This window comes from Rhizobium sp. SSA_523 (assembly GCF_030435705.1).
Taxonomy (GTDB): domain Bacteria; phylum Pseudomonadota; class Alphaproteobacteria; order Rhizobiales; family Rhizobiaceae; genus Neorhizobium.
In genome coordinates this window covers 2,041,831-2,065,366 of sequence record NZ_CP129382.1, presented here as the reverse complement: position 1 = coordinate 2,065,366, position 23,536 = coordinate 2,041,831, and the positions used below count along the sequence as shown (strand labels likewise).

Annotated in this window: 14 protein-coding genes; 2 read left to right on the top strand and 12 right to left on the bottom strand. The window is 62.7% G+C overall.

The features are described from left to right. Window positions 1–142: 142 nt before the first annotated feature. Window positions 143–589 carry an SRPBCC family protein gene (locus QTJ18_RS18240; protein ID WP_252752889.1) on the top strand — a complete coding sequence of 149 codons (447 nt, stop codon included), beginning with the start codon at window positions 143–145 and terminating at the stop codon, window positions 587–589. Between the two features lie 134 nt (window positions 590–723). Here the strand turns inward: QTJ18_RS18240 and QTJ18_RS18235 are convergent, their stop codons facing one another. From QTJ18_RS18235 to QTJ18_RS18190, 10 genes are all read right to left on the bottom strand, one after another. Continuing rightward, window positions 724–2,352, bottom strand: a complete 1,629-nt coding sequence (locus QTJ18_RS18235) for an alpha-D-glucose phosphate-specific phosphoglucomutase (protein WP_252752619.1) — start codon at window positions 2,350–2,352, stop codon at window positions 724–726. Continuing rightward, window positions 2,352–3,797, bottom strand: coding sequence for a glycogen synthase GlgA (gene glgA, locus QTJ18_RS18230; RefSeq protein WP_252752620.1), 1,446 nt, complete (start codon window positions 3,795–3,797; stop codon window positions 2,352–2,354). Before glgA ends, QTJ18_RS18235 begins: the two co-directional genes overlap by 1 nt. 213 nt (window positions 3,798–4,010) lie before the next feature. Then, window positions 4,011–5,276 (bottom strand): glucose-1-phosphate adenylyltransferase, encoded by a 1,266-nt coding sequence (gene glgC, locus QTJ18_RS18225; protein ID WP_252752621.1) that lies wholly within the window; start codon window positions 5,274–5,276, stop codon window positions 4,011–4,013. A 23-nt stretch (window positions 5,277–5,299) separates the two neighbouring features. Then, window positions 5,300–7,516: a 1,4-alpha-glucan branching protein GlgB gene (gene glgB, locus QTJ18_RS18220; protein ID WP_252752622.1), complete on the bottom strand. Its 2,217-nt coding sequence runs from the start codon at window positions 7,514–7,516 to the stop codon at window positions 5,300–5,302. Then, window positions 7,516–9,978: a glycogen/starch/alpha-glucan phosphorylase gene (locus QTJ18_RS18215; RefSeq protein WP_252752623.1), complete on the bottom strand. Its 2,463-nt coding sequence runs from the start codon at window positions 9,976–9,978 to the stop codon at window positions 7,516–7,518. The genes glgB and QTJ18_RS18215 overlap by 1 nt, the downstream gene beginning before the upstream one ends. Window positions 9,979–10,208: 230 nt before the next feature. After that, window positions 10,209–11,480 (bottom strand): vWA domain-containing protein, encoded by a 1,272-nt coding sequence (locus QTJ18_RS18210; protein ID WP_252752624.1) that lies wholly within the window; start codon window positions 11,478–11,480, stop codon window positions 10,209–10,211. Window positions 11,481–11,614: 134 nt separating this feature from the next. Beyond that, entirely contained in the window at window positions 11,615–12,496 is an 882-nt protein-coding gene (locus tag QTJ18_RS18205) for a transglutaminase family protein (RefSeq protein ID WP_252752625.1), read from the bottom strand. Between the two features lie 8 nt (window positions 12,497–12,504). Continuing rightward, on the bottom strand, window positions 12,505–14,892 hold the full coding sequence (locus QTJ18_RS18200; protein WP_252752890.1) for a circularly permuted type 2 ATP-grasp protein: 2,388 nt from the start codon (window positions 14,890–14,892) through the stop codon (window positions 12,505–12,507). A gap of 61 nt (window positions 14,893–14,953) precedes the next feature. Beyond that, a complete protein-coding gene (locus QTJ18_RS18195) occupies window positions 14,954–18,289 on the bottom strand; it encodes a transglutaminase family protein (protein WP_252752626.1) in 3,336 nt (1,111 codons plus the stop codon). Between the two features lie 513 nt (window positions 18,290–18,802). Next, complete coding sequence (locus QTJ18_RS18190) at window positions 18,803–19,006, bottom strand: DUF2735 domain-containing protein (RefSeq protein ID WP_252752627.1); 204 nt, start codon at window positions 19,004–19,006, stop codon at window positions 18,803–18,805. A 417-nt stretch (window positions 19,007–19,423) separates the two neighbouring features. On the opposite strand from QTJ18_RS18190, the gene QTJ18_RS18185 reads away from it, so the two are divergent. Continuing rightward, on the top strand, window positions 19,424–20,458 hold the full coding sequence (locus tag QTJ18_RS18185) for a glutamine synthetase beta-grasp domain-containing protein (protein WP_252752628.1): 1,035 nt from the start codon (window positions 19,424–19,426) through the stop codon (window positions 20,456–20,458). Between the two features lie 117 nt (window positions 20,459–20,575). Here the strand turns inward: QTJ18_RS18185 and QTJ18_RS18180 are convergent, their stop codons facing one another. Next, the gene (locus QTJ18_RS18180) at window positions 20,576–22,378 is read right to left on the bottom strand and encodes a chloride channel protein (protein ID WP_252752629.1); all 1,803 of its coding nucleotides are present in this window, start codon (window positions 22,376–22,378) and stop codon (window positions 20,576–20,578) included. Between the two features lie 304 nt (window positions 22,379–22,682). After that, on the bottom strand, window positions 22,683–23,063 hold the full coding sequence (locus QTJ18_RS18175; protein WP_252752630.1) for a PH domain-containing protein: 381 nt from the start codon (window positions 23,061–23,063) through the stop codon (window positions 22,683–22,685). Window positions 23,064–23,536: the final 473 nt, after the last annotated feature.

Below are 23,536 nucleotides of genomic sequence, written 5' to 3'. Positions count from 1 at the left end.
GCCCAGCGTCCCGTCTATGAGCCCCTGGAGGAATGGATCTGGAATGGATTTGACATTTGATACCGGTTTTCGGCAGGCTCTCAAGGCAAATGTCGGGTCCTTGATGATTGCCCCGGCTTCGACAGAGGAAGAGGAGGACGCCATGCCATTCACCATTCGATTGCACCGGGTCTTGAAGGCGCCGCCGGAGCGCGTCTTTCGCGCCTTCACCGATGCCGATGCCATGGTCAAGTGGAACCCGCCGCATGGGTTTACCGCGCATATGCATGTCTTCGAGCCGAGGGTGGGCGGTGCCTTCCGCATGTCCTTCACCAATTTCACGACGGGCGAGAGCCATTCCTTTGGCGGCCGCTACCTGGAGATCATCGAGAACGAAAGGCTGCGCTATACGGATCAGTTCGACGATCCGAACCTGCCCGGCGAGATCGAGACCACTGTGGAGATGCGCTCGACGGTGGTCGGTACCGAGCTGAAGGTGACGCAATCCGGGCTGCCGGACGTCATTCCGGAAGCGGCCTGCTATCTCGGCTGGCAGGAATCGCTCAGCCTGCTGCAGATGCTGGTGGAGCCCGAAATCCGCCAGCCGTGAAGGCCAGCGCCGCGACCGCACTCCATTGGGCAGGCCGGAGCCCGAGGCGACGCGCCTTGCCCGGCGGGCCGCGCTTCGCCCGGAGGCCGCGCCTGCCCGAAAAGGCAAGGCCCGGACCCGGGCATGGCGATGGTTCAGGTAATGACCGTCGGCGCGTCGCGCCCCGTGCGGGATCTGATCTCGGCGATTTCCTCGGCCACGGCGATGAGATCGGCCAGCGCCGCCTGCGTTTCGGTGCCGTGGCGGCTGGCATCCGGCTCGTAGCGCTCGACATAGACGCGCAAGGTGGCGCCGGACGTGCCGGTGCCGGACAGCCGGAAAACGACGCGGCTGCCGCCCCGGAACAGGATCCGGATGCCCTGGTTCCTGGAAACGGAACCGTCGATCGGATCATGATAGGCGAAATCGTCGGCGCTTTCGATCGTCAGGGCGCCATGGCTCTTGCCGGGCAGGGAGGGGAGCTTGGCGCGAAGGCTGTCCATCAGCGCATTCGCGGCGGCGGTGTCGACTTCCTCGTAATCGTGACGGGAATAGAAGTTGCGGCCGAACTCGGCCCAATGCGCCTCGATGATCTCTTTGACGCTCTGCTTGCGGGCGGCGATGATGTTCAGCCAGAACAGCACGGCCCAGAGACCGTCCTTTTCGCGCACATGCGAGGAGCCTGTGCCGAAGCTTTCCTCGCCGCAGACCGTTGCCTTGCCGGCATCCAGAAGATTGCCGAAGAATTTCCAGCCGGTTGGCGTTTCATACATGCCGATGCCGAGCTTTTCGGCCACGCGATCGGCTGCGGCGCTGGTCGGCATGGACCGGGCAATGCCGGCAATGCCCTGACTGTAGCCGGGGGCGCAGGTGGCATTGGCGGCGATCACCGCAAGGCTGTCGGAGGGTGTGACGAACATGCCCTTGCCGACGACCATGTTGCGGTCGCCATCGCCATCGGAGGCGGCGCCGAAATCGGGTCCGTCGGGGCTCATCACGTCATCATACAGCGCCTTGGCATGCACGAGATTGGGGTCCGGATGATGGTGGCCGAAATCCGGCAGGGGCTCGGCATTGCGCACCGAACCGGCCGGCGCACCGAGCCGGCGCTCGAGGATGTCCACCGCATAGGGGCCGGTTACGGCGCTCATGGAATCGATCACCACCCTGAAGCCCGAACCGATCAGCGCGCGGATCGCACCGAAATCGAAGAGGCTTTCCATCAGGTCGGCATAATCCTTGACCGGATCGATGATCTCGACCGTCATCTCGCCAAGCCGGCTGCTGCCGATGGCGTCGAGGTTGAGGTCCGGCGCCTCGACGATCTTGTAGGTGTCGATGATCTTGCTGCGGGTATAGATGGCATCGGTGATCTTTTCCGGTGCCGGGCCCCCATTGCCGATATTGTACTTGATGCCGAAATCTTCCGTCGGACCGCCGGGATTATGGCTTGCCGACAGCACGATGCCGCCGAAGGCGCCGTATTTGCGGATGATGTGGGAGGCTGCCGGCGTCGAGAGAATACCGCCACGACCGACCATGACCTTGCCGAAGCCGTTTGCCGCGGCCATTTTCAGCGCGATCTGGATGACCTCGCGATTGTAGAAGCGCCCGTCGCCGCCGATCACCAGTGTCTTGCCCTCATAGCCTTCGAGGCTGTCGAAGATCGACTGGATGAAGTTCTCCGCATAATTCTCCTGCTGGAAAACCGGAACTTTCTTGCGAAGGCCGGACGTGCCGGGCTTCTGGTCCTGATATGGCGCGGTGGAGACGGTCCTGATCATCAATGCGACCCTTTCGGTAGAAGGCTGGAATAAAGGTGTTCGTAAAGGGCCGCGCTCTTGTCCCAGGAGACGTCGGATTTCATGCCCTGCTTCTGGATCTGTGCCCAGGTCTTCTTGTCTTCATAGAGGCGGATGGTTCGCCGGATGGCGCGGCGCAGGGCCTCGGAGGTGACGGGGCTGAAGGAGATCCCGGTTGCCGCGCGGCTGCCGAGAGCGGCCGGATTGGCGTCGATCACCGTATCGTTCAGGCCGCCGGTGCGGGAGACGACCGGCACGCAGCCATAGCGCAGGCCGTAGAGCTGGGTGAGGCCGCAGGGCTCGAAGCGGGAGGGGATGAGAATGGCATCGCAACCCGCCTGCATCAGATGCGACAGCGGTTCATTGTAGCTGACGGCAATGCCGACCCGGCCGGGATGACGAGCCGCCGCCGATTGCAGGGCGGCGACCAGACCCGGATCGCCCGAGCCGAGAACCGCCAGCTTGCCGCCGCGTTCCACCAGATCGTCCACCACCTCGGCGACCAGATCCATGCCCTTTTGCCAGGTCAGGCGGGAGATCACGCAAAATAGCGGTGAGTCGTCATCCACCAGGCCGAAATGGGTTTCCACCGTGCGCTTGTTGTCGGCGCGGGGCTTCAGATCGCCTGCGCCATAGGGGCGCGCAATGGCGGGATCGGTCTGCGGGTTCCAGACATCGGTATCGATGCCGTTGACGATGCCATGCAGTTCGCCGGACCGGCGGTTCAGCAGTCCCTCCAGCCCCATGCCGAATTCCGGCGTGAGGATTTCCTCGGCATAGGAGGGACTGACGGTCGAGACCGCCCAGGCGGTCTGGATGCCGGCCTTCAGGTAGCCCACCTGACCGTAATACTCGACGCCGTCAATGTCGAAAGCATGGGCGGGAAGGCCGAGCATGGGGAAGATGGAGGAGGGGAAATTGCCCTGGAAGGCGATATTATGGATCGTCATGACGCTGGGCAGAGCCGGGGGTTCGAGAAAGCGCATATAGGCCGGCACAAGCCCGGTCTGCCAGTCGTGCACATGGACGAGATCGGGTCGCCAGTCGGGCAGGCGGCCTGCCGCCAGGTGCGCGCCGGCAAGGGAAAGAGCTGCGAAACGCCGCCAGTTGTCGTGGTGATCTCTGCCATCGCGATCGATATAGGGCCCGCCCGAACGGTCGAACAGGGCTGGCGCGTCGAGAACCAGAAGATCGAGTCCCGCCACCTTGGCGGAGAGGATCTGTGCCTCCACGCCCAGAAGATCGCCGAACCGCAGAACGGACTGCTCCTCGCGAAGCGCGGCCCGCACGGCAGGATAAGCGGGGATCAGCGTCTTCACCTCGACGCCGCGCCCGGCCAGTGCCAAGGGCAGGGCGCCCGCGACATCGGCGAGCCCGCCGGTCTTGATCAGCGGGTAGATTTCGGACGCGACCGAGAGGACCTTCATGCGTTTTCCTTTTTCCCCATTCCCACTTTGCTCAGCGGGCTAACAGTGCTCAGCCTGCCCGCACTGGCCACCGTGCCCACATTGGCCACCGTGCCCGCATTGGCCACCGTGTCCACAATGCCAACCCTCATGCCACAACAGGCACCGGCTTTGCCGAAGCCCAGACCCTGACCGTGATCCTGAACCTCGACCGCGCCTTGTCCTTGCGCCGCGTCAAAGATCCAGTTTGTCGATCATCGGCTGGGTGATGAGGCAGATGCCGCTCTCGCTGCGCCGGAAGCGCTTGGCGTCGATGTCCGGATCTTCTCCCACCACAAGGCCTTCGGGAATGGTTACACCCGCGTCGATGACGACATTGCGAAGCTGGGCGCGGCGGCCGATGCGGACATTGGGAAGAATGACCGCGCCTTCGAGCCTGGAATAGGAATTGGCCCGGACACCGGTGAACAGCAGGCTGTTGTAGAGCGACGAGCCGGAGATGATGCAATCGCCGGAGACGACGGAGGAGACGGCCGAGCCTCGGCGGTCCTCGTCGTCATGCACGAATTTGGCCGGCGGCGTGATCTCGGCATAGGTCCAGATCGGCCAGGACTTGTCGTAGATATCGAGCTCGGGGACGATCCCCGTCAGGTCGATATTGGCCTGCCAATAGGCGTCTATGGTTCCCACATCGCGCCAATAGGCCTGCCGCTCGAAATCGGAGCGCACGCAGGATTCGGTAAAGCGATGCGCTACGGCCTTGCCGCTGGAGACGATGCCCGGGATGATGTCCTTGCCGAAATCGCGGCTGGAATGGGGGTCTGCCGCATCCTGGCGCAGGCATTCCATCAGGAATTTCGTGTGGAACACGTAAATCCCCATGGATGCCAGGGCATGGTCCGGCTTGCCCGGAATGCCCGGCGGATCGGCCGGCTTCTCGACGAAGGCGATGATCTCGTCCTTCTCGTTGACATGCATGACGCCGAAGCCGGTGGCTTCCATGCGCGGCACTTCCAGGCAGCCGACGGTGACGTCCGCGCCGGAATCCACGTGCTGCTGCAGCATCAATTCATAATCCATCTTGTAGACATGGTCGCCGGCCAGGATGACCATGAATTCCGGATTATACGCTTCGATGATGTCGATGTTCTGGTAGACGGCGTCCGCCGTGCCCTCGTACCACTGGGTTTCCGAAACACGCTGCGAGGCCGGCAGAATATCGAAGCTCTCGTTTCGCTCGGGCCGCAGGAAGTTCCAGCCGCGCTGCAGATGCCGGATCAGCGAATGCGCCTTGTACTGGGTGGCCACGCCGAATCTCCTTATGCCGGAATTGAGCGCATTGGAGAGGGCGAAATCGATGATGCGCGCCTTGCCGCCGAAATAGACGGCGGGCTTGGCGCGGCGATCGGTCAGTTCCTTCAGGCGGCTGCCGCGTCCGCCGGCCAGTACATAGGCCATGGCGTCACGCGCGAGCGGCTGGCTTCGTTTGGTTGCGGTCATTCTTTTGGTCCCTCCCAATGCAATCAGTGTTCCGGCTCAAGCATGATGGTGGCAAGCGGCGGCAGGGTGACCTCGGCATAGGTGGTGCCCCCCGCCGAAACCGCCTGCACTCTGCCGCCATTGCCTTTGCCGCTGCCCCCGTAGATTTCGGCATCCGTGTTCAGCACTTCGCGCCAGCGCCCGGCAAGCGGCAGCGGAACCCTGTAGCTCTCGCGATAGACCGGTGTGAAATTGGTGATGACCGCCACCGGCTTCTCGCCCGGCGCCTTGCGCAGCCAGGCATAGACCGAGGCCTCGGCATCGTCGGCCAAAAGCCATTCGAAGCCCTCCGGCTCGCAATCGCGGGCATGCAAAGCGGGTTTGGCGCGGTAGGTGAGGTTCAGGTCGCGCACCAGCCGCCTTATCCCCTCATGCGGGTGATAGTGCAGCAGGTTCCAGTCCAGCTGCCGCTCCTCGCTCCATTCGCTCCATTGGGCGAATTCCTGGCCCATGAACAAGAGCTTCTTGCCGGGATAGCCCCACATGAAGGCGTAATAGGCGCGCAGATTGGCGAATTTCTGCCAGTCGTCTCCGGCCATTTTCGCCAGCAGCGAGCCCTTGCCGTGCACCACCTCGTCATGGCTGAGAGGCAGGACGAAATTTTCCGTGAAGGCGTAGAGAAGGCCGAAGGTCAGCTCGTTGTGGTGAAACCTGCGATGCACGGGCTCGCGCTTCAGATAGCTCAGCGTGTCGTGCATGAAGCCCATGTTCCACTTGAAGCCGAAGCCGAGGCCGCCTTCATGCACCGGATGCGAGACCTTCGGCCAGGAAGTGCTTTCCTCCGCAATCGTCATCACGCCGGGATGGCTGCCATAGCTGACGGCGTTCAGCTTCTGCAGGAAGCGGACGGCCTCCAGATTTTCCCGCCCGCCATATTCGTTGGGCACCCATTCGCCGTGCTTGCGGGAATAATCGAGGTAAAGCATCGAGGCAACGGCATCGACGCGCAATCCGTCCAGGTGGAACTTTTCCGACCAGTAGAGCGCGTTGTTGATCAGGTAGGACAGGACTTCGATCCGGCCGAAATTGTAGATGGCGGTGTTCCAGTCGGGGTGAAAGCCCTGGCGTGGATCCTCATGCTCGTAAAGCGCCGTGCCGTCGAAATGGCGCAAGCCATGCGCATCGGTGGGGAAATGCGCCGGCACCCAGTCGAGGATGACGCCGATGCCGACCTTGTGGCAGCCGTTGACGAAGCGGGCAAAGCCTTCCGGATCGCCGAAACGGGCGGTCGGGGCGTAGAGGCCGGTCGTCTGATAGCCCCAGGACGGATCATAGGGATGTTCGGTGATCGGCAGGAATTCGATATGGGTGAAGCCCATATCCGTCACATAGGGAATGAGCTCGGCCGCCAGTTCGTCCCAGGAGAGGAAGCTTGAATCGTCGCGCCGACGCCATGAGCCGGCATGCACCTCGTAGATCGAGATCGGCTGCCGGCGGTGATCGGCTTTCTTCCAGAATTCGCGATGTGCCGCGTCATCCCAGGCCTGGTCGAGCTCGGCCGTCGTGATCGAGGCTGTCTGCGGCCGCAATTCGGCCCGGCGGGCATAGGGATCGGCCTTCAGGGGAAGCGGATTGCCTTCCTTGTCCAGGATTTCGAACTTGTAGCTGGCGCCGGGTCTCACATCGGGAGCGAAGATTTCCCAGATGCCGGTATCCATGCGCAGCCGCATCACGTGGCGACGGCCATCCCAATTGTTGAAATCGCCGACCACCGAGACGCGCGCCGCATTCGGCGCCCAGACGGCGAAGTGAAAACCCTCGGCACCCTCATGTTTCAAGGGATGGGCGCCCATCTTGTCGAAAAGCCGAAGATGGGACCCCTCGCGCAGAAGATAATCGTCCATCGGCCCAAGCACCGGGCCGAAACTATAGGGATCGGTCACCGACCATTCCACATCGCCGCGGCGGGCGCGATAGCGCAGCGGCCGCGCCTGGGTCAGCGTCGTTGCGCCCTCGAAGAAGCCGTCGGCATGCCGCAGGGCGAGCTCGCCGACGGCCTGTCCGTCCAGCGTCAAAGCCGTGACGGCTTCTGCGCCGGGGATGAAACAGCGCGCAATGACGCTGTTTCCGCTCTTGTGCGGGCCGAGTATGGCGAAGGGATTGGCATGTGCGCCCTGTGTGATCGCCTCGATCTCGGCAAGTGAGATGTCACCCTTTTCCGTTTGCCCTTTCCTGCCGAGCTCTTTGGGCGACTGGCTCATCAAGCTCTCCAGATATCCGTCGCATATTGGCGGATGGTCCGGTCGGACGAGAACCAGCCCATGCGTGCGGTATTGCGGATGGTCTTGGCATACCAGCTCTTGGGCTTGCTCCAGATCTGGTCGACATCCCGCTGGGCCTTGGCATAGGCATCGAAATCGGCTGCCACCATGAACCAGTCGTGATTGTAGAGACCTTCCATCAGGCCCTGGAACCGCGAGCGGTCATCGGGAGAGAAGACGCCAGAGGCAATGGCCGCAAGGGCCTGGGCCAGTTCGCGCGATTCCTCGATGATGGCGCGCGGATTATGGCCGTCCGCCCGCGTGCGGGCCACTTCCTCGGCTGTCATGCCGAAGATGACGATATTGTCCTCGCCCACGTGATCGCGCATCTCGACATTGGCGCCGTCCAGCGTGCCGATTGTCAGCGCTCCGTTGAGGGCGAATTTCATGTTGCCGGTGCCCGAGGCTTCCATGCCGGCGGTCGAGATCTGCTCCGACAGATCGGCTGCCGGCACCATGATCTCGGCGAGCGAGACGTTGTAATTCGGGATGAAGACGATCTTCAGCAGGCCGCGCACCGCCGGATCATTGTTGATCACCCGCGCGACGTCATTGGCCAGCTTGATGATCAGCTTGGCATTGTGATAGCTCGGCGCCGCCTTGCCGGCGAACAGCTTCACGCGCGGAACCCAGTCCAGCTCCGGATGCGAGCGGATCTGATCGTAGAGCGCCACCGCCTCGACGATGTTCAATAGCTGCCGCTTGTATTCATGGATGCGCTTGATCTGGATGTCGAACATGGCCGAGGGGTCGATCCGGATGCCCATGCGGCTGCCGACGAGATTGGCGAGCTGCACCTTGTTGGCATGTTTCACCGCCGCGAATTTCTCCTGGAAGGAGGCATCCTCGGCGAAATCGTCCAGCGCCTTGAGCTTTTCGGTATCGTCCTCGAAGGCGCTGCCGATCGCCTCGCGGACCAGGCCGGTGAGACCGGGATTGCATTGCATCAGCCAGCGGCGCGGCGTGATCCCGTTCGTCTTGTTGTTGATCCGGTTGGGATAGAGTGCATGCAGGTCGGAAAACACCGTCTCCTTCATCAGCTCCGTATGCAGCGCCGAGACGCCGTTGATCGAATGCGAGCCGACAAAGGCGAGATTGCCCATGCGCACCCGGCGATCGCCATTCTCGTCGATCAGCGAGATCGCGCGGATCTGGGTATCGTCGAAGGTCTTGTCCTTGCGCGCCTCCAGCAGGATCTTGGTGTTGACCGCGTAGATGATCTGCATGTGGCGCGGCAGGAGCCTTTCGAACAGCGGCACGGGCCAGCTTTCCAGCGCCTCCGGCAGGAGCGTGTGATTGGTGTAGGAGAAGGTCTGGCGGGTGATATCCCAGGCCTCGTCGAAATCCATGCCGTGCACGTCGGTCAGCAGCCGCATCATCTCGGCGATCGAGACGGCCGGATGCGTATCGTTCAGCTGGATCGAAACCTTCTCGTGCAGATTGGTGAAATCGGGATATTGCTGCAGGTGGCGGCGCAGGATGTCCTGCAGCGATGCCGAGGAGAAGAAATATTCCTGGCGCAGGCGCAGTTCCTGACCGGCCGGATTGGCGTCGGCCGGATAGAGAACGCGCGTCAGCGTCTCCGCCTTGTTGCTTTCGCGCAGCGCGCCGATGTGATCGCCGGCATTGAAGGCATCGAGCAGGATCGGGTCAATCGGCTGGGCCGACCACAGCCGCAAGGTGTTGACGCGCTTGCCGCGCCAGCCGACGATCGGCGTGTCATAGGCCATGGCGATGACGCGCTCCGCCGGCTTCCAGACATAGCGCGGCGCTTCGTCATAGCCGCCAACGCCTTCCACCGAGCCGCCGAAGCCGATCTCGTAGGAGCTCTCGCGGCGTTCGAATTCCCAGGGATTGCCGTGCGCCAGCCATGTTTCCGGCAGTTCGACCTGCCAGCCATCGGCCATCTGCTGCCGGAACAGGCCGTGGACATAGCGAATGCCGTAGCCATAGGCGGGAATGTCCACCGTCGCCATGCTTTCCATGAAACAGGCCGCCAGGCGCCCGAGGCCGCCATTGCCGAGCGCGGCATCCGGTTCCAGTCCGGCAATCACGTCCATGTCGACGCCGAGCGATTTCAGCGCGTCGCGGATCTCGGCCATCAGTTCGAGATTGGTGACGGCATCGCGCATCAGGCGGCCGATCAGGAATTCCAGCGATAGATAATAGACCCGCTTGTCACCGGTCCGGTACACGCGGCGAGTGGATTCCATCCACTTGTCGATGATCCGGTCGCGCACGACGAGAATGGTGGCGGTCAACCAATCATGCGGCTTTGCGACCTTGGCATCCTTGCCGATGCGGTAGGTCAGGCGCTCGATGATTTCCTCCGCCATGATTTTCGGATTGGAGCTGCGGGGTGCCGGCTGCGGGATTTCGACCGGGGTAAGGGAATTGTTCATGAGGATCGCCAACTTTGTTTCGGGAACGAGACCTTGGGAGCGGTTCAATTGATCCGGTACGTGCTGGCGGACAGTTTATGCATCGTTGCGGGACACATGCAATCTTCCAGTGCGATGTTCTTCAGCGCTTTGGGAAAAAGCGCGCGATTTTTGGGCAAGTCACTGGAAAAAAAAGAAAAGGCGCCTGTGCAATTGGCTGCACAGGCGCCTTTTGACGGCTTGGACGAGGATCAGTTGGTCAGGCGCACGGCTGTTTTTGCCGCCTTTCGGCCAATGTCGCCGAAGGCTTGAACCAGATCCGTCATGTCATCTGATTCATAGTAGTTGTCTGTTCCGCTGGCGCAGGCCTTCAGCAGCGACTTGCCGCGATCGGGTGCCATGAAGGCCACGGTGAAGATGGTGATCTTGTCGTCCTTGGCGGCCTGGCACTGCGCGCGGACCTTGTTGTCGATGGTCTGGTTCCAGGTGCCGCTGCTGCCGGTCATCTCGCCATCGGTCATCAGTACGATGAAGCGGCCGAAATTCATGTTCTTCATCGATTTGTGCTGGTTCGCCTCGTTGCTGTTGGTGGATTTCAGCGCGGAAAAGGCAAGCTCGAGAGCGCCGGAGGCATCCGTGCCGCCGGTTGGAACTTCAGGAAGATCGCTGACATATTTCGCCGCCTTCAGCGTGCCCCAGGCCAGCGGCTCTTCCTTCTGCGTGCGGTCGGTATAGGAGACGGCGCCGATGCGGATCAGCTTCTTGGCTTCTTCCTGCTGCAGGCTGACGCTCGTCACATCCGGCGCCGAGGCCTTCAGAAGTTCGGCGAACATGACCGAGCCCGCAGCCTTCAGCGCCGCGATCTTGGTGACGTAATTGGTGGTCTGGTAGTTCCCGTAGCAGGTATAATATCCGCATTGGTACACTCCCCTCACCGTTTTCGTCGGGTTTATGGGATCGACGGTGGTCGTGTCCCAGGCCATGGAGCCGGAGCGGTCGAGGGCGACATACATGGACAAAGCATTGCCCTGCCTCGCGCTGTTGGCGACGCTGGATATGGTCACCGGAAAGCTCGTCATGCCGAGCATCTGCGACAAGGGATTGAGCGGTACCGCATGGGTGGCGCTCATCTTCACCTCGAAATTCTTGCTCGAACCGCCGAGCGCGGTGATGGTGGCGTCGGAGGTCGTGTTCTTCTCCAGCTCCGCCTTGATCTTCGCAATCTCCTCGGCGCTCATGCCGCTCTGTTCGAGCTGACTCAGATATTGCGAGAGGAAGAAATCGCGCGCCATGCTCTCGGCCTGCGCCTCGCTCATATTGTCCTCATTGGACAGTTTGGCGGCGGTGGCAAGCGTTGCCGAATCGGCCAGCGCCTGCAGATCGATCTTCTCCTGGATGACACGTGTCATATCGATGGCCATCCCGCCGACGCCGATGGACATCGGCAGAAGAATAGCCGTCATCATGCCGAAATTGCCGCGCCGGTCCTTCATGAACCGCGAAAGGGAGAACCTGGTCATCATCACCGATCCATAGTCTGAACATCAGATGATGAGACTGTTATCGGCAAATGCTGTAGGATCTCTAATTTAGATAAGTAAACTTCGATCGATCGGCAAAATACGTTGCGAAACGCTTCAGATGAGCGGCAACCCGGTCAGACCTTGACCGGCACCACATCGACGGCCTGCACCGTCTGGTGGCTGCCATAGCTTTTCAAAACGCCGATAACAGGCGCGACGTCGGAATAGTCGCGGCCATAGCCGACGACGATATGATCGGATCCCGCCGGAATGTCATTGGTCGGATCGAGCTCGATGAAACCTTCCGCCTTGCCGCACCAGATCCGCACCCAGGCATGCATGGCGTCGGCGCCCTCCAGCCGCTCCTTGCCCGGCGGCGGGATCGTGCGCAGGAAGCCGGAGACATAGCCGGCCGGAATGCCGAGGCTGCGCAGGCCGACGATCATCACATGCGAGAAATCCTGGCAGACGCCCTGCTTCAACCGGAAGGCCTCCAGCGGTGTCGTATCCACCGTCGTCGCCTGCGAATCATAGGCGAAATCGGCATGGATTCGGGCGCAGAGCGCGGTGGCGATCTCCCGCACCGTCTGTCCCGGCTCCAGGAGCTCCCGCGCATAGGCGGCGATGTCCCGGACCGCCGGGAGGCGCGGGCTGGCGCCGATCAGGTGATGCGGCGAGCCGGCCTCGATCGAGCGCAGCTCCGCCAGTTCGGCCTGCAGCTGGGGCAGTGGCGGCGACAGGTCCGCCGGCATGGCGCAGGCCTCCACCTGGACCCTGGCCTGCATGCGGATATCGAGCCGTTCATGCGGCGAGCGGAAGGCGATGGCGGTTGCCTGCTGACCGAAGAAATCGAGGAAACTGCTCCGTTCGTCGGCTGTCGGCGAAATGGCGAGAGAGCCGGCGATCAGGCGCTGCCGGTTGGGCAAAGACAGGGGCATGACGCGCAGGATATGGCGTGCGCCTAAGGCCGGAACATCATACAGATAGCCCATGTGCAGCGACAGATCGTAAAGCATCTAGGGCCTCATCCGAAATAGGTCCGGGCGAGGAGATCGGAGAGGTTCTCCATCTCCGTTTCCAGCTTCTGGTAGACCGATCCCGTCAGCGATTCCGGTGTCATCACCGCAATGCCCGAATGCAGCCGCATGGCCTCGCGGTCCAGTGCCGACATCTGCCCGACACCCTGCTGGTGCGGCAGCTGCTCCACCTCGGTGCGGATCTCGTTCAGCTGAAACAGGATGGATCGCGGATTGAGGGGATCGAGCGCCAGCAGGTCCGTCACCGTTAGCCTTGCCGTGTTGACATTGTAGCGCCTGCGATGGGTCATGACGCTGTCGCCGATCTCCAGCAGCATGTCGAGCGAGCCGTCCGGGGCGTCTTGCCCCGACATATGGCCGAGCAGCCGCGTCATGTGCAGGCCGCGTTCGAGATAGCGGCCGATGGAGAGGAAGCGCCAGCCGGTGAAGCGGTACATGTTCTCGTGCACGAGACCGGCAAAGCCCGCGAGCTTGCGCAGGAGAACGGTCATGGCATGGGCGGCGTCATCGCCGGCCTTGACCGATTCGTGAAAACGCTTGGCGGTCTTGGCCAGATCGTTCAGGGCCAGCCAGCCATCCTGCGAGAAGCGGTCGCGGATATTGCTGGCGGAATAGATGGCGCTGTCGATGTTGCGGATCAGCGGATCCGGAACCGCCTTGGCCATGTCCATGTCGATGCTGGCCATGTAGCGCGCGACATCGGCCAGCAGCGGCTGGTCCGGATCGGCGCTCTCGGCATAGCGCATGTGCCAGGAGCGCAGAATGCGCAGCGCCCCCTCGGCCCGCTCGATATAGCGCCCGAGCCAGAAGAGATTGTCGGCGGCGCGGCTGGGCAGGCTGCCCGGCATGTTGCGCGAGAAGATCTCCTCCGGGGGAAGCAGCGTCTGGCGCTCCACCGGCCGGTCCGAGACGATCCAGACATCGGCCGCGGTGCCGCCCGCCTGCATGGCAATGGCCGCCACGTCGTCGCCGGAGCCGATCCGGGCAAAGCCGCCCGGCATGATCTGCCAGCCGTTTTCGGTGCGGGCGGCAAAGACGCGCAGGGACATCGGCCGGGGTGTCAGCTTGCCGTTGACGAAGGCAGGCGTCGTCGAGAGCGTCACCACTTCCTGGCCGACCAGCCGGTTTCCCTCGCCGGCCAGCCAGGCCTCGATCTCCGCCTTGCTGCCGGCGCGCTTTTCGCCGAGGACCGACTGGCCGCTATCGTCGAAGAAGGGCGCGCGCGAATAGGCGGGTCCGATCACCATCTTCGCGATATTCTCGGCGACATGCTCGCGCTCGCCCTTCTGGCCGCACCACCAGGTGGCGATCGAAGGGAGGAGAAGCTCCTCGCCGAGCAGATGGCGGCAGATGCTGGGCGTGAAGGCCAGCAGCGCGCGCGTCTCCAATATGCCGGAGCCAAGCGCATTGACGATGGTCACCGAGCCGGCGCGCAGCGCCTGAACCATGCCCGGCGTGCCGATATGGGAATTCTGGTTGAGTTCCAGGGGATCGGCATAGGAGGCGTCGAGACGCCGCCAGAGCACGCCGATCGGTTTCAGCCCGGCAACGGTGCGCACCATGACCCGATCGTTGACGACGGTCAGATCCTCGCCCTCCAGCAGCATGAAGCCGAGATAGCGCGCAATATAGGCATGTTCGAAATAGGTTTCGTTGGCCGGCCCCGGCGTCAGCACGGCAATGCGATCATCCGGATAGCGCTTGTGCGCCTGCAGTGCGTCGCGAAAGGCGCCGAAAAAGGAGGCCAGCCGATGCACATGGGTTTCGCCGTAAATATCGGAAAAGGCGCGGGTCGTCGCAACGCGGTTCTCCAGCGCGAAGCCCGCTCCGGACGGCGCCTGGGTGCGATCGGTGAGAACCCACCAATTGCCGTCCGGCCCGCGCCCGATTTCGAAGGAACAGAAATGCAGATGGTGGCCGCGCGCCGGCGTGACACCCACCAGCGGCCGCAGGAATTCGGGATTGGAGGCGATCAGCGCCGGCGGGATGATCCCCTCGCGCACAAGCCGGTTCTCGCCGTAGATATCGGCGACGATGCGCTCCAGAAGCTCGGCGCGCTGAATCAGTCCGGCAGACACTCTTTCCCATTCCCTGCCATCGATCAGGACCGGGACATGGGAAATGGGCCAGCTGCGCTCGGCATTACCCTGCGCCCCATAGGTGCGGTAAAAGACCCCCGCATCGCGAAGATAGCGGTCGGCCCTTGCGAAACGCTCGTGGCGCTCGCCTTCCGACATCCGCCCGAGGGCCGTGATGAGGTTCTGCCAGACCGGCCGGATCTGGCCGTCTCTATCGAGCATCTCGTCGGAGACCCCCGGCAGGGCGCGATAGCCGAGGATCGGATCATTGCCGATGGCCTCGTCCGGCGCGCTTATCGGCCGTGTCGCACTTCTGGCCGCACCGCTGGCCGGACGGCTGGCCGGTTCTATGGCCACATCAGACTCCTATCGGCCGGCGCAGGTCGAGTGTCAGAGGAAATTCCGGCGACACCCGTTCCGGCATTAAGACATACTGGCCAGCCGTATGCCCCCAAGGTTCGAAACGCGCAAGCCTGCGGGCCTCCGCTTCATTGCCATTGACGGGGAAAGTCTCGTAATTGCGCCCGCCCGGATGCGCCACGTGATAGACGCAGCCGCCGACCGAGCGCTGCGACCAGGTATCGTAGATGTCGAAGGTCAGCGGTGCGTTGACCGGCAGGACCGGATGAAGTCCCGAAGCCGGCTGCCAGGCCTTGAAACGCACGCCGGCCACCGCCACCCCTTGCACATCGGTCCTGGCCAGGGGCACGGCGCGGCCATTGCAGGCGACGCGGTAGCGATCGGGATTGTCGGTCTCCAGCCGGACCTGCAGACGCTCGACCGAGGAATCGACGTAGCGGACCGTGCCGCCGATTGCGCCCTGCTCGCCCATCACGTGCCAGGGCTCCAGCGCCTGGCGCAGTTCGAGCCTTGCGCCGCCATATTCGACCTCGCCGAAAAACGGAAAACGGAACTCCAGCTGGGCGGCGAACCATTCGGGCCGGAAATCGAAGCCGTGCTGGCGCAGATCCGCCAGCACGTCCAGGAAATCCTGCCAGACGTAATGCGCCAGCATGAAGCGGTCCGCCAGCGCCGTGCCCCAGCGCACGAAAGAGCCAGACAGCGGATGTGTCCAGAACCGCGCGATCAGCGCCCGCACCAGAAGCTGTTGCGCCAGCGACATGCGGGCATTGGGCGGCATTTCAAAGCCGCGAAACTCGATGAGGCCCAGCCGTCCGGTCGGACCATCGGGCGAGAACAGCTTGTCGATGCAGATTTCCGAGCGATGCGTATTGCCGGTGACATCCGTCAGGAGATTGCGGAACAGGCGGTCGACGAGCCAGGGCAGGGGAGCTGCACCCTCTGCCGGCGCCGGGACCTGGGAAAGGGCGATCTCCAATTCGTAGAGACTGTCATGGCGCGCTTCGTCGATGCGCGGCGCCTGGCTTGTCGGGCCGATGAACAGGCCCGAAAACAGATAGGAGAGGGACGGGTGGCGCTGCCAGTGCAGAACCACGCTCTTCAAGAGATCGGGGCGGCGCAGAAAGGGGCTCTCGTTCGGATTGGCGCCGCCGACCACCACGTGATTGCCGCCGCCGGTTCCGGTATGGCGGCCATCGATCATGAACTTGTCGGCGCCCAGCCGGCTCTGCCGCGCTTCCTCGTAGATCGCCGAGGTAATGTCGACGCAGTCCTGCCAATTGGCGGCCGGGTGGATGTTCACCTCGATCACGCCGGGATCGGGCGCGACGCGAATGACGTTCAGCCGCTCATCCTGCGGCGGCGTATAGCCTTCGATATGGACCGGCAGGCCGATTGCCCGTGCAGCCCGCTCGGAAGAGGCAACGAGATCGAGGTAATCCTCGAGCGCTGCCGTCGGCGGCATGAAAATGCACAGCCGCCCATCCCTGACCTCGACGGAAATGGCGGTGCGCACCCGCCCGCCGATCTCCTCGTAGGACTGTCCCATCTGGGTCTGCTGGGCGATGTCTGGCCGCAGCGAATGCTCCGGCATCAGGCGGACGGTCTCGGCCGAGAAATCGGGAAGCGGCGGCCGCTCGACGGTGGGATCGACCGGGTTGATATAGGGATAGCGGGAGGGCGGCACATAGGGCAGGGCGTTCAGCGGCAGCCGGAAGCCGACGGGACTATCGCCGGGGATGAGATAGAGCCGGCCGCGGCGCGTGCGCCAGGTCTCGCTGACCCAGCTGCGGCCGGAGGCGCGGCTCTGCCAGGCCTGGACCGGCAGAACATAGCCGGCCGGTGTCGTCAGCCCCTGCGAAAAGACCTTGGCAATGCGGGTACGCTCCTCCGGATCCTTCAGCTTGGAATTGGACGGATCGACATTTTCCGGCAGGTTGGCTTCCTTGATGATCCACTCGGCGGGATCTTCATAGGCGGGCGCGACATTGTCGGGCGAGAGATCCAGCTCGACGGCGATGGCCTGCAGCAGCCGAGCGGCATCGGTATGGTCGATGGCAGGAAGCGGGACGGAATGGCTGCCGCTTTCGGCGGCGATCAGATCCGGATCGGACCAGATCGGCAGGCCGTCCTTGCGCCAGTAGAGCGAGAAGGTCCAGCGCGGCAGGCTTTCGCCGGGGTACCACTTGCCCTGGCCGTAATGCAGAAAGCCGCCGGGCGCGAAACGTTGACGCAGCTTGCGGATCAGCACATCGGCGCGATCGCGCTTGGTCGGGCCGACGGCTGCGGTGTTCCACTCCTCGGATTGGAAGTCGTCGATCGAAACGAAGGTCGGCTCGCCGCCCATGGTCAACCGGACGTCGTTCGCGCTCAAGACATCGTCCACCCTTTGCCCGAGCGCGTTCAGGGCGTCCCAGCTTTCGTCGGAGAATGGCTTGGTGATGCGCGGATGCTCCGCCACGCGGGTCACCGTCATGGCAAAATCGAAATCGGTCTTTGCCTCGCCGAAATAGCCGCCGGAGATGGGCGCGGCATTGCGGTAATGCGGGGTCGCAGCCAAAGGAATATGGCTTTCGCCGGTCAGGAGCCCCGACGTCGGATCCAGGCCGACCCAGCCAGCGCCCGGCAGATAGACTTCCGCCCAGGCATGCAGGTCGGTGAAATCGACCGCGGTGCCCGAGGGGCCGTCGAGCGCCTTGAGGTCCGGCGTCAGCTGGATCAGGTAGCCGGAGACGAAGCGGGCGGCAAAGCCCAGATGGCGCAGGATCTGCACCAGCAGCCAGCTGGTATCGCGGCAGGAGCCACGGGCGCTCTTCAGCGTCTCCTCCGGCGTCTGCACGCCAGGCTCCATGCGGATCACATAGCCGATCTCGCGCTGAAGGCGGGCGTTCAGGCCAACCACCATATCGACCGTCGGCTGCGGCTCCCGCTCGATCGTCGCCAGGAAATCGGTCAGCAGGGGGCCAGGCGGCTCCGGTCGGCGATAGATGGAGAGATCGTCGGCCAGAATGTCCGGATAGGCGAAGGGCCAGAAGGTCGCCTCTTCCTCGACGAAGAAATCGAACGGGTTGTAGACCGTCATGTCGGCGACGAGGTCCACCTCGATCTTCAGCTCGGTCACCGGCTCGGGAAAGACGTAGCGGGCAAGGTAATTGCCGTAGGGATCCTGCTGCAGGTTGACGAAATGCTGGCTGGGCGAAACTTTCAGGGAGTGGCTGAGGACCCTCGTCCTGGAATGCGCTGCCGGTTTGAGGCGGATGATCTGGGGTCCGAGCCGGACGGGGCGGTCATAGGTGTAATGCGTCAGATGATAGATGCTGGCCTTGATCGACATAGAACCCCTTGAAAGCCCTTGATGGACCGTTTGTACGGCGCTGCGCCTGAAAGAAGGGGTCGAGTTTGTGCAATGCGGGGCAATAAAGCAAGATTGTTTGCAGGCCGGCGGTTAAAGCCGGCTGGCGGCGGAGGCGAGGCACTGCGGCGCCAGCCCTGCCAGGCCGCATCAGCCTTTCTCCAGACTGGCGCCATAGCCGCGCCAAGCCTCTGAAACTGCGAAGGAACAGGGTGGGTAAGACAATCGTGGAGCGCGCCGTGGCGCATCTGCGACGGGGCTGGATCGCGCAAGGCGGGCGCGTGACATAGCGTGGTTTCGCCGGCAAGCCTGGAGCCGCGGCCGCGGCAGTGGCTGGTGAGACCGCCAATGCCCAGATTTGCCGCTGATGCCGCAAAGGCGGGCGTTCTTCAGGCCGGTTGGCGGCCTGTTAAGACAAAGCCTGCCCGGCAATGCTTACCAGACAGGCTATCGCCCAAGATTTCATCGATTTTGCCTAGATATTGTGCAGTGCGCTCAGCTGAGCTTGGCCGGCGAATCATTTTTCTCGCGGATGGCCTCATCGTGATACCAGGCGCCGCCGAAGGCCAGGTCGCTGTAGCGCGCAGGCTGAACGTCCACCGTCGAGCCCCGCTGATCCGCCACAGCCCGACGCTGGCGAAGCCCGCCTGCGGGAAATGGTATGATGGTTGCGGTCGGTCTCTCATGGGATGCGTTCATGGCCTTATCCTTCGTTCATTCGTCCAATCCGGATCATTTCTGCATAAAATTTAGGCTTGATGCATTCCTTTGCATCGAACCGTCTGCTGTCTTCCTGTGCAATATGCACATTTTCTAGACTTCTTGCAAGATCATTCGGTGGGTGTGTCTCTACGCCATCGCCCGAACATGGGTCTTCGCTTCAGAGGCAAACGGTCTGGCGCTGGCGGCGTTCCACAACCGGTGCCGGAAAGCGGCCAAAGCCTGACCATGGAGGCTCCAGGGTCACAAAACCGCGACTTTTTCAGCTTTTGCCCGCGCGGCGCTCGAACTGGCACGCATTATGCATCTGCCTTTGCAGTTCCGGTGGCGGCGCCATGATGGGCGCGGCGGACCGGGATCTGCTCACACCTCGCAGCGTAGAAACGAGAGAGACCTATGACAAAGTACAAGCTCGAGTATATTTGGCTCGATGGTTACAAGCCGGTGCCGAACCTCCGTGGCAAGACCCAGGTAAAGGAATTCGAAGAATTCCCGACGCTGGACCAGCTCCCGCTCTGGGGCTTCGACGGGTCGTCGACCATGCAGGCGGAAGGTCATAGCTCGGATTGCGTTCTCAAGCCGGTTGCCGTCTATCCCGACCCGGCCCGCACGAACGGCGTCCTGGTGATGTGCGAAGTCATGATGCCGGATGGCGTCACGCCGCATGCCTCCAACAGCCGCGCCACCATTCTGGACGATGAAGGCGCCTGGTTCGGCTTCGAACAGGAATATTTCTTCTACGAAAACGGCCGTCCGCTCGGCTTCCCCGAGCAGGGCTATCCGGCGCCGCAGGGCCCGTATTACACGGGCGTCGGCTACAAGAATGTCGGCTCCATCGCCCGCGAAATCGTTGAAGAGCACCTTGATCTCTGCCTCGAAGCCGGCATCAACCACGAAGGCATCAATGCCGAAGTGGCCAAGGGCCAGTGGGAATTCCAGGTCTTCGGCAAGGGCTCCAAGAAGGCCGCCGACCAGATCTGGATCGCCCGCTACCTGCTGCTGCGCCTCTGCGAAAAATACGGCATCGACGTCGAATTCCATTGCAAGCCGCTCGGCGACACCGACTGGAACGGTTCGGGCATGCACTGCAACTTCTCCACGCAGTATATGCGCGAAGTGGGCGGCAAGGAGTATTTCGAAGCCCTCATGGCGGCCTTTGCCAAGAACTGGAAAGAGCATATCGACGTCTACGGTCCGGACAACCATCTGCGCCTGACCGGCAAGCACGAAACGGCTCCGTGGAACAAGTTCTCCTACGGCGTGGCCGATCGCGGCGCCTCGATCCGCGTCCCGCATTCCTTCGTCAACAACGGCTATCGCGGCTATCTCGAAGATCGCCGCCCGAACTCGCAAGGGGACCCCTATGCGATCGCTTCGCGGGTTCTGGCAACGATTGCCGAAGTTCCGCTCGCTGCCTCCGCGGCAGCCTGATCCGGCACATTCGATTTGACCGACGACGGCACCGGAGCAATCCGGTGCCGTTTTCTATGTCCGGCGGACGGGTCGGGTGTTTGCCGTGGCGGATGGCTGGACGGGAATCGGAATGGCTCAGGCGACTTCGCCCAGCGCCTCGCGCCGCTGGCGGTCCAGTTCCTCACTATAGCGGCGAAGCGTATGGGCCTCGCTCAACTGGCCGATCACCTTGCGCTCGATCAGGTTGTTGATCACGGCGAGCGCTTCGGCATGGCTCTGGTCGAAGATGGCCGCAGCCTGGCGCGCATTCATCTGCGGCAGCAGGAAATCGTTGTCATGGCTGATGAAATCGCCGAGTTCGGTGCGTGGACGGCTGGCCTCCTCCTCGTCGGCATAGACATCCGGGAGGGAGATGATGCCGGCATAGCGCTCATTGTCGTCCAGCAGGATCACCCGCTTTGCCGAGCCCAGCGGAAAGGCCTCGCGGAATTCCTCGAGCGTGGAGCCGAGCTTGGCGCATTTCACATCGGCACGCATCAGCTTGTCGACGGTGAGATTGCGGATCCAGCCGACATCATGAGCGCTGCGAATGCTCTCGCCGCGCAGGTGGAAGCGCCAGGTGGCGAAGGAATAGCCGAAGGTCGTGCGGACCACGACGGAGGAGGTGATCACGGCAGCCAGCACGAGCGCGGTGATGGGAAAATCGGCGGTGATTTCCAGCGCCAGGAAGGTCATGGTCAGCGGCCCGCCGATGATTGCGACCGCCAGCGCGCTCATGCCGACGACGGCAAGCACTGTCGGGGTCAGCGAGCCTGTGGTGATCAGGTCGGCGGGCGTGCCGAAGATCTTGCCGATCAGGGCGCCCATGAACAGCGAGGCGAAGAACAGGCCGCCGCGGAAACCGGAGCCGATGGAAACGGCCGAGGCAACGGATTTCAGCAGGAAGATGCCGATCAGGATCTGCACCGGCGCGTCACTGTCGAGGTTCAGATGCAGGGCGCCGTGGCCGGCCGAGAGAACCTGCGGCGTCACCATGCCGAGCAGGCCGACGATGATGCCGCCGATCGCCGGGCGGACATAAGGGGGGATGGAGCTCTTGCGGGCCAGTTCCTCGATGGAAGCGACGCCCTGCATGATCACGATGCCGATTCCGGCGCAGATGGCCCCCAGCAGAATGGCGGGCACGTAATCCGCCGGCGTGATGATGCCGATCTCGCCCACTTCGATGATAAAGCTGTTGCCCGACAGGGCGCGGGCGACGAAGGTGGCGATGATGGCGGAGATCACCACCGGCGCCAGGGCAATCATGCTGTAGGTGCCGATAATCAGCTCGAAGGCATAGAAGGCGCCGGTCAAGGGCGCGTTGAAGGCTGCGGCAATGGCTCCTGCGGCGCCGCAGCCGACGAGGATGCGCATGTCCTCGCGGCGAAGCTTCAGCTTCGTGCCTATCTTGGAGCCGATGCCGGCGGACAGCTGCGTATAGCCGGCCTCGAGACCGACGGAGGCGCCAAAACCGTTGGAGATCAGGTTCTGCGCCGCCACGATCAGGCTGTCGGTCAAGGAGATGCGGCCGCCATACAGCGCATTCGCCTCGATCGGGTCGACGATCTGGCGTCTGCGCCGGCGTGCCAGGATATAGAGGAAGATGCCGAGAAGGATGCCGCCGCAAATGGGCGACATCAGCAGGATCATCTTGTTGTCGATCTGCGAGGAGCTCAGCCAGTCGGACATTTCGATGCCGAAGATCAGGCTGTGCATGGCGCGGGAGATCCAGCTCATGCCGCTGACGGCGGCTCCGGCGGCCACGCCGATGGCCATGCTCGACAGAATGAGGCCGATCTCGCTGCCACGGGCGAAGGCCTTTCTCTTCACCAGCTTCAGGCGGGCCTGCGCTGCCTTGAAAAGCGGGACTGGGGAGAGGGTCTCAACCGAACGCATTCTCAATCCGAACATATGCTGCTGCCAGACCTCTGGCCGCTCCTTGAAGGGCCCGACCGGAAGTCCCCCTGGCGCATTTGCGATGCCACGTCTGGAAGCAGACTTGGACCGGTCGCGCAAGGGGGAAATGGGCCCCTGTTCCAGGCTTTCAAGTCGCCATGCCGGAGAAGCCCGCCGAAGGACGCCGCCGGCGCTATATCGTCATGACCACCCGTCTTTCCACAAGCAGCCGCGAGAGCATCCCGGCCGATCAGCGCCTTGACCCGCAGGCCCCCGGACCGGCAAGGGCTATGACCGGCAATGGCTATGACCGGCAGACGCCCGTGGCGAGCGCGCGCTGGATGCCACGCACATCGCTGCCCTTGCCGAGCGTCCGGCTGAGTGGCGTGGCGCTTCCGGAAATCCAGATCTTCAATTCGGAATCGAGATCGAATGTGCCGGCCGTCTCGACGGAAAAGCAGGTGATCGCCCGATAGGGAATGGTGGTGTAATCGACCTTGCTGCCGGTGAGGCCCTGGATATCGACAAGGATCAGCCGGTGCTGGGTGAAGACGAAGAAGTCCCGGACGATCCGGAAGGCCAATTGCGGCTGCTCTCCCTCGATCAGCACGCCGTCCAGGCGTTTGGAAAGATCATTGGGATCGACGCTCGATCCATGGCCAAGCAGGCTATCAAAAAGTCCCATCACATCCTCCGGCGCTGCCGCGCATCCTTGACTGCAAGCGTTAGGGTCAAAACTCAATCAGGTTTCGGGCGTGGCGCGAGCGGATTTTGTTTGCGAATAGGAGAAGAGGCTGCCGTGGAGCGAAACTCCACAAAGCCTTTTCGACGCTTTCGCAGGCAAAATCCGCCGCGTCCCGCAGGGATATAGCGAAAATCGCCCATTTTGTCGTCGCAAAGCCTTGAAAGAGGTTGGCCCTTCCTGCGGCTTCGCTCCTAAAACTGAACGATTTTCTCGCATACCACGCGCCAAATCCTGACTGAGTTTTGACCCTAGACTTGTGGCGCTTCGCTTGCGTGCCGATGCAGATAGGAAGAGGGGCGGAAAAATTCATCACCCGGAAGGCGATTCGTGGAGAGGTCCGGCAGTTCCGGCGGAGGTTTCGCCGGGGCGTCGGGCGCGTTCCCGACCGTATCCAGGATCTGATCCCCTGAAAC